1 protein-coding gene is annotated in these 3,312 nt (G+C 72.1%); it reads right to left on the bottom strand.

Features of this window, described 5'->3' with window-relative positions; all coding sequences use genetic code 11:
- The coding region (locus VF202_04815) for a S8 family serine peptidase (protein ID HEX7039414.1) at positions 1–3,312 on the bottom strand (3,312 nt) is incomplete at both ends.

Below are 3,312 nucleotides of genomic sequence, written 5' to 3'. Positions count from 1 at the left end.
CGGCTCGCCGCCAGAGGCTCGGGCGGCTCGGTCCGTCGCCAGGCTGGCGAGGCACTCCATCACCACCGCGGGGTCATGCCCCTCGCGCCGCAGCGCCTCGAACAGGGGCTTGCTCACGACGTCGTAGCCACGTATCACCTCGTACAGCGCCAGGACCTGCTTGCCGCAGTCCGGTCTCGGACCGCCCTCGGGCTGGCCGCCCGGCACGTGGGGCTCGCCCTCCTGCTGGGGTGGTCGGGGTACGTAGATGGCTCCGGTCAGCCGGCGTTCGCGCGTGAAGCGTTCCCCGCGGCGCGTCTTGCCGCGGGCGATGACGCGGAAGCGGTAGAGGCCGTAGGCGTCGCCGGGCACGGTGGCGGTGAACGTCCCGGGTTCGGTCTCGCTCAGCTTGATCAGCCGCTCGCCCTGCGGGCCGGAGAGCTCGGCCACCACCTCGGCCCGGCCGGTGAGGGGCAGGCCGATCTCGGTCAGGCGGGCCTCCAGCTGCATCTCGGTGCCGAGCCCTATGCCCTTCTGCCTCAGCGCGGCCTGCATGCGGATGGACGACCGGGCGTGCACCTCGGTGGCGTAGCGCAGCCCGTGGCGGGCGGCGTGCTGGTAGGCCTCGACGTCGGTGGCCTCGAGCTTCTGGAGCCACTCCTGGAAGCGTTGGCGGTCCACGTGGAGTCGGATCAGCCAGCGGCCCGCGCCGGCGGCCACGCCGTCGACGACGAGCGGCAGCGTGAGACGGTAGTAGCGCACGTCCTTGCCGGTGATGTGGCGCGCGCCCGGCGGCAACGAGCCCGAGCCGACGACCGCGCCCGAGGGCGTGACCAGCTCGAAGTCCACGACCCAAGGCGCCGGGCACAGGAGGATGACGTCGGCGCCGGAATCGCCGCGGTTGAGGTCGAACGGGATCTCGGTCGTCTCGGCGGGCTTGAGGTGCCCCTCGGGGTCGAGCACGATCTCCTCGTTGGACACGCCCGCCAGGATCTGCAGGTAGTACTTGGTGAGCGTGAAGTACTCGTCGGCGGAGATGTTCCCCGTCATCACCACGTAGCCGCCCGTGTTGTCGGTGAGGCTGGTCAGCGCCGCGGGGTTGATGACGCTCGGCTCGCCCAGACCGATCGCGAACACCCTGTCGTCGATCGAGGCCTCCACGTCGGCGATGAACTTCGCGGCGTTCTCCTGCCCGTCGGTCAGGACGATCATGGCCGTCTCGTCGTAGCTGGACGTCACGGCGGAGAGGACGCCCGCGGCCGTCTCCACCCCGTCGCCGATGGAGGTGGTGCCCGCCGGGTTCGGCGCGTGGCTGGCGATGGCGGTCGTGGCCTGCGCCCGGCCCGGGCCGAAGACCTCGGGTCCGGCGTCCACCACGGCCATGGCCGTCATCGCGTCGTGGTCGAAGCGCACCACGCCCAGGCCGGTGTCGGGCTTGGCCACGTCGACGAAGGTCTGCGCCGCCTCGCGCAGCACCTCCACGCGCTGGCGTCCGTCGCCGGCGTCGGCCATCATCGAGCCCGACTTGTCGAGCACCAGGCAGACCGCCACGGTCGGGCGGGCGATGGTGTTGGCGCTGATGGGGATGGTCCACTGCTCGTCGGTCTCGACGCAGCGCACGGTGACCGAGCCCGCGTCGGTGGCGCCCGCCGTCGTGCCGGTGTAGGTGAACCAGAGCTGCGCCTTGGCGCCGGCGCCGATGCCGGGCGCCGGCAGCACGACCTGCGGTCCGGCCAGGGGCGCGAACGGACCGGACGGCCCGCTCACCACCTCGAAGGTCAGGTCGTCGAACCCGAAGCCCTGCCAGGCCACCGCCCGGGCCGCCAGCTCGCCCTCGGGGATGTCGTTGAACACCAGCGAGGACGTCAGCAGCGTCACCCGCCTGGCGGCCAGGTGCACCGCGGCGTCGGCGTTGACCCGACCGAAGCCGTAGTCGTCGTTGTGACCGTTGGAGTCGTAGGTCACCCCGCCGATCTTGTCGGCGCTGTCGCGCATGATCTGGCGCAGCTCGGCGCCGGTGAGCCCGGTGTTTACCGACAGGGCCAGCGCCGCGCAACCGGCGGCGCACGGCGCCGCGAAGCTCGTGCCGGTGTCGGTGCCGTAGCCGTCGCCCGACCGCGTCGAGTAGACGTTCACCCCGGGAGCGATCAGCTCCACGCCGTCTCCGCGGGCGGCGTTGTTCTCGAGGTCGTCGTGGTCCGACCTCACCACGGCGATGACGTTCGCGTGCGAGACGACCTCGTCGAGGGCCACGTCCACGTTGTTGCCGTTCGATGCCGCCCAGAAGATCGGCAGCCCCAGCCCCTGCCGCCCGTTGGGCGCCGTCGACAGGGCGAGGTCGAGCACTGTCGACAGGTCCCAGACAGCTCCGTTCGGACCCAGCGAGCTGACCAGGATGTCCGGCCCGTTGGCGAGGTTCGCGCCGGGGACCTCGTTGGTCATGTCGACGGCGTAGGCGACGGCGCGCGCCAGGGTGGCCTGCGTACCCACCTGGTCCGGGAGGCAAGCGATGAGCATGAGGTCGCAGTCGGGCGCCGCCCCGACCCCGCCTCTGCCGTTGTTGCGCCGCGCGCCGACCATGCCGGCGCAGAAGGTGCCGTGGTCGGAGTCTGGCATGCCGGCCGTGCCCTGCACCCAGTTCCCCGAGCCGTCGAAGTAGCCGCTCTCGGCGACCACGCCGGCGGCCAGGTCCTCGTGGTCGGCGTCGAAGCCGTTGTCGATGACGGCGACGGTCACGCCGGCGCCCCACGTGTGGTCCCATGCGGCCTCGGCGCTTACATCGGCACCGGCCGTCCCGCCGCTCGAGCCGTCGTTGCGCCACTGCCACTGCTGGCCGAGGTCGGGATCGCTGGGCAGCGCGCGCTGCGGGATGTGCTCGATGAACTCGGGCTCGGCGAAGACGAAGCGAGGGTCGTCGTGCAGGTCCACCGACGCCGCCATCGCGTCCTCCCAGCCGTGAGCGATGACCTGGTAGAGGTTGGGGGCGAAGTTGAGCTTGCGCACCACCTCCAGGTCTCGCTCGGCGAGCACCTCCTCGGCCTCCGACTCGCTCAGGCCGGGTTCGAGCTGGACCACCAGGGCCCGGGTGACGACCGCGATCTGGCCCTCGTCCCGCTGGACGACCTTGCCCACGTCGGTGGACCCCGACGGCAGGCGGCCGTCCTCGAGGGCGCTACGCGTGACGGCGTTCGGGCGCACGAACACCCAGTCGGCCCGGCTGAACGCTTCGAGCGTCTCCTGCGGCACGCCGGCGACCGCCTCTCGCAGGGCGGTGAGCCCCGACCGGCCGAACTCCGACTGCGCGGCCGCTCGCTCGCCGCGCGCGTCGCGCTC

It is taken from the genome of Trueperaceae bacterium, assembly GCA_036381035.1.
Lineage (GTDB): Bacteria > Deinococcota > Deinococci > Deinococcales > Trueperaceae > DASRWD01.
Note: the sequence above shows the minus strand (reverse complement) of the source record. Positions and strands in the feature narration are given on the sequence as shown.